2 protein-coding genes are annotated in these 4,221 nt (G+C 69.9%); one reads left to right on the top strand and one right to left on the bottom strand.

What is annotated here, in order from left to right:
• Positions 1 to 2,250: Tex family protein (locus G3I65_RS50070; protein WP_160702830.1), on the bottom strand; the 2,250-nt coding region annotated here is incomplete at its 3' end.
• 142 nt (positions 2,251 to 2,392) lie between these two features.
• Between G3I65_RS50070 and G3I65_RS50065 the strand changes: the two genes are divergently transcribed.
• Positions 2,393 to 3,877, top strand: coding sequence for a glycosyl hydrolase family 18 protein (locus tag G3I65_RS50065; protein WP_160702828.1), 1,485 nt, complete (start codon positions 2,393 to 2,395; stop codon positions 3,875 to 3,877).
• Positions 3,878 to 4,221: the final 344 nt, after the last annotated feature.

Below are 4,221 nucleotides of genomic sequence, written 5' to 3'. Positions count from 1 at the left end.
GCCGCCCTGGCCGCGGTCGCGCTGGCCGCCGCCACCGCCACCGCCGCCGCGGTTGCCCGACGGGGCGCCCGGCTCGTCGTCCAGGCGCAGCGTCAGGGAGATGCGCTTGCGCGGCACGTCGACGTCCAGCACCTTCACCTTCACGATGTCGCCGGGCTTCACGACCTCGCGGGGGTCCTTCACGAAGTTCTTCGACAGCGCCGAAACGTGGGCCAGGCCGTCCTGGTGCACGCCGACGTCGATGAACGCGCCGAACGCGGCCACGTTCGTCACCACGCCCTCCAGCCGCATGCCCGGCTTGAGGTCGCCGATCTTGTCCACGCCCTCCGCGAACGTCGCCGTCTTGAACGCCGGGCGCGGGTCGCGGCCCGGCTTGTCCAGCTCGGCCAGGATGTCCGTCACCGTCGGGAGACCGAACGTGTCGTCGACGAAGTCACCCGGGCGAAGGGACGACAGCGTCCGCGTGTTGCCGATCAGCGAGCGCAGGTCGGTGCCCGTCTTCGACAGGATCCGCCGGACCACCGGGTACGCCTCCGGGTGCACCGACGAGGAGTCGAGCGGGTCGTCGCCGTCCGGGATGCGCAGGAAGCCCGCGCACTGCTCGAACGCCTTCGGGCCGAGGCGCGCGACCTCCTTCAGCGCCGTCCGCGAGCGGAACGGGCCGTTCGTGTCGCGGTGGGCCACGATGTTCTCCGCCAGCCCCGTCGTGATGCCCGAGACGCGGGTCAGCAGGGGAGCGGACGCCGTGTTGACGTCCACGCCGACCGCGTTCACGCAGTCCTCGACCACTGCGTCCAGCGAGCGCGACAGCGAAACCTCGGACAGGTCGTGCTGGTACTGCCCGACGCCGATCGACTTCGGGTCGATCTTCACCAGCTCGGCCAGCGGGTCCTGCAGCCGCCGCGCGATCGAGACCGCGCCGCGCAGCGAGACGTCCATGTTCGGCAGTTCCTGCGAAGCGAACGCCGACGCCGAGTACACCGAAGCGCCCGCCTCGGACACCACGGCCTTCGTGAGGTTCAGCGCCGGGTGCTTCTTGATCAGCTCCTGGGCCAGCTTGTCCGTCTCGCGCGACGCCGTGCCGTTGCCGATCGAGATCAGGTCCACTTTGTGCCGTGCGCACAGCGCGGCCAGCTCGGCGATCGACTGGTCCCACTTGTTGGCAGGCTGGTGCGGGTAGATGACGTGGGTGTCGACGACCTTGCCGGTCGCGTCCACGACGGCCACCTTCACGCCGGTGCGGAAGCCCGGGTCGAGGCCCATCGTGGCCCGGGTGCCCGCCGGCGCGGCGAGCAGCAGGTCGCGCAGGTTGGAGGCGAACACGCGGACGGCGTCGTCCTCGGCCGCCTGGCGCAGCCGCATCCGCAGGTCGATGCCCAGGTGCAGGAGGATCTTGGTGCGCCACGCCCAGCGCACGGTGTCGCCGAGCCACTTGTCGCCCGGGCGGCCCTGCTGGGAGATGCCGAACTTCGCGGCGATGCGCTGCTCGTACTCGGTCGGCCCGACCTGCGGTTCGTCGCTCGGCTCGTCCGGCGACATCGTGAGGTCGAGGACCTCCTCCTTCTCGCCGCGCAGCATCGCGAGGATCCGGTGCGAGGGGAGCTTCGTGTAGGGCTCGGAGAAGTCGAAGTAGTCGGAGAACTTCGCCCCTTCCTCCTCCTTGCCCGCGCGGACCTTGGCGACGAGGTGGCCCTGGCCCCACATCTTCTCGCGCAGGTCGCCGATGAGGTCGGCGTCCTCGGCGAAGCGCTCGACGAGGATCGCGCGGGCGCCGTCGAGGGCCGCCTGCGCGTCCGCGACGCCCTTGTCGGCGTCGACGAACACCGCGGCCGCGGCCTGCGGGTCGGTCGTCGGGTCGTTGAGCAGGCCGTCGGCCAGCGGTTCGAGACCCGCTTCGCGCGCGATCATGGCCTTCGTGCGGCGCTTCGGCTTGTACGGGAGGTAGATGTCCTCCAGCCGCGACTTCGTGTCCGCGGCGAGGATCGACGCTTCGAGGGCGTCGTCCAGCTTGCCCTGGCTCCGGATGGACTCGAGGACGGCGAGCCGGCGCTCGTCGAGCTCCCGCAGGTAGCGCAGCCGTTCCTCGAGCGTGCGCAGCTGCGCGTCGTCGAGCATGCCGGTGACTTCCTTGCGGTAACGCGCGATGAAGGGCACGGTCGACCCGCCGTCGAGCAGCTCGACGGCGGCCTTGACCTGTCCTTCGCGCACGCCCAGTTCTTCGGCGATCTTCTGCTCGACCGACACGCTCACTCCAACACGCTCCCGCTTCGCCTGGCTTCGACCGTCACATTCTGCCGTTTCGGCCACCCCGACTTTCGGATGGGGCTCCTTGACAATCAGATTGGTCTAGTCCATTTTGTGGTGACCTGCCTCACCACAGCGGAGGTCTTCCGTGGTCCCCAAGGTTCGCATCGCTCTGCTTTCGTTACTTTCCGTGGTCACGCTGAGTCTCGGCGTGACGTTCGTGCTCGCCGGCAGCGCTTCGGCGGCGAACATCCTGGCCAACCCCGGCTTCGAAGCCGGCACTTCGGGCTGGACCTGCACCACCGCGCCCACCGCGGTGAGCACGCCGGTGCACAGCGGGAGCCGCGCGCTGAGCGCGTCGCCGTCGTCGTCGGACAACGCGCAGTGCTCGCAGACGCTCACCGTTTCGGCGAACACCGCGTACAAGCTGTCGGCGTGGGTCCAGGGCAGCTACGTCTACCTGGGCGTTTCCGGGTCCGCGACGGCCAGCACGTGGACGCCCGGCACCAGCGGCTACCAGCAGCTGTCGCTGAGCTTCACGACCGGCGCCAGCACGTCGCTGACGGTGTACCTGCACGGCTGGTACGGCCAGCCGACCTACTACGCCGACGACGTCAGCCTCGACGGCCCGGGCACCCCGCCCACCACGACGCCGACGACGCCGACCACCCCCACGACGCCGACCACCCCGCCCACCACGACCACCCCGCCGACGACGACCACGACGCCGCCGACCCAGGGTGACCTGCCGAAGCACGTCCTCACCGGCTACTGGCAGAACTTCTACAACGGCGCCAAGGCGCTGAAGCTGGCGGACGTCCCGACGAAGTACAACATCATCGCCGTGTCCTTCGCGGACGCCACCGGTTCGCCGGGCGCGGTGAGCTTCACGCTCGACTCCGGCCTGTCGTCGCAGCTCGGCGGCTACACGGACGCGCAGTTCAAGGCCGACGTCAAGACGGTGCAGGCGCGCGGGCAGAAGGTCATCATCTCCGTCGGCGGCCAGAACGGCACGATCAGCGTCGGCGACTCGACCTCGGCGAACAACTTCGCGAACAGCGTCAAGTCGCTGATCGCGAACTACGGCTTCGACGGCGTCGACATCGACCTCGAGAACGGCATCAACGCCACCTACATGGGCCAGGCGCTGCGCAGCATCTACAACGGCGGCGGCAAGGTCATCACGATGGCGCCGCAGACGATCGACATGCAGTCCACGCAGGGCGGCTACTTCCAGCTGGCGCTCGGCATCAAGGACATCCTGACGGTCGTCAACATGCAGTACTACAACTCCGGCACCATGCTCGGCTGCAACGGCAGCGTCTACGCGCAGGGCACGGTCGACTTCCTGACCGCGCTGGCCTGCATCCAGCTGCAGGGCGGCCTGCGCGCCGACCAGGTCGGGCTCGGCCTGCCGGCGTCGTCGCAGGCGGCGGGCGGGGGCTACCAGGCACCGGCCAACACGGTCTCGGCGCTGAACTGCCTGGCCAAGGGCACGTCGTGCGGCTCGTTCAAGCCGTCGGCGACCTACCCGGCGATCCGCGGCGCGATGACGTGGTCGATCAACTGGGACGCGACGAACGGGTACGCGTTCGCCAACACGGTGTCGGCCGGGCTCGCGGGCCTGCCGTAACCGTTCTCGTCATGAAGGGGCCCTTCCGGACCGAGTCCGGAAGGGCCCCTTCATGACACCCCCAGCCGGGCGCGCGCCATCCCCCGCGGCACACGCGCCTGCGCCGCTTACACTGCCCGAACAGGTGTGTGCGAACGTTGCGGAAACGTGGAATCCGCAGGTCGGGGAGGGAGTGCGGTGGTCAGGTACCGCGTGCTCGGCACCCTCGAAGCCGAGTCCGGCGGCGCGCTCCTCGACGTCGGCCACGCGCGGCGCCGGTACGTGCTCGCGGCCCTGCTGGCCGAGCCGAACCGGCCGGTGCCGCTGGAGCAGCTCGTCACGCGCGTCTGGGGCGAGCACCCGCC

This window comes from Amycolatopsis sp. SID8362 (assembly GCF_010550475.1).
In the GTDB taxonomy this organism is placed as follows: Bacteria; Actinomycetota; Actinomycetes; order Mycobacteriales; family Pseudonocardiaceae; genus Amycolatopsis; species Amycolatopsis eburnea.
The sequence above is the reverse complement of the archived record's forward strand: the minus strand, read 5'-3'. Positions and strand labels throughout refer to the sequence as shown.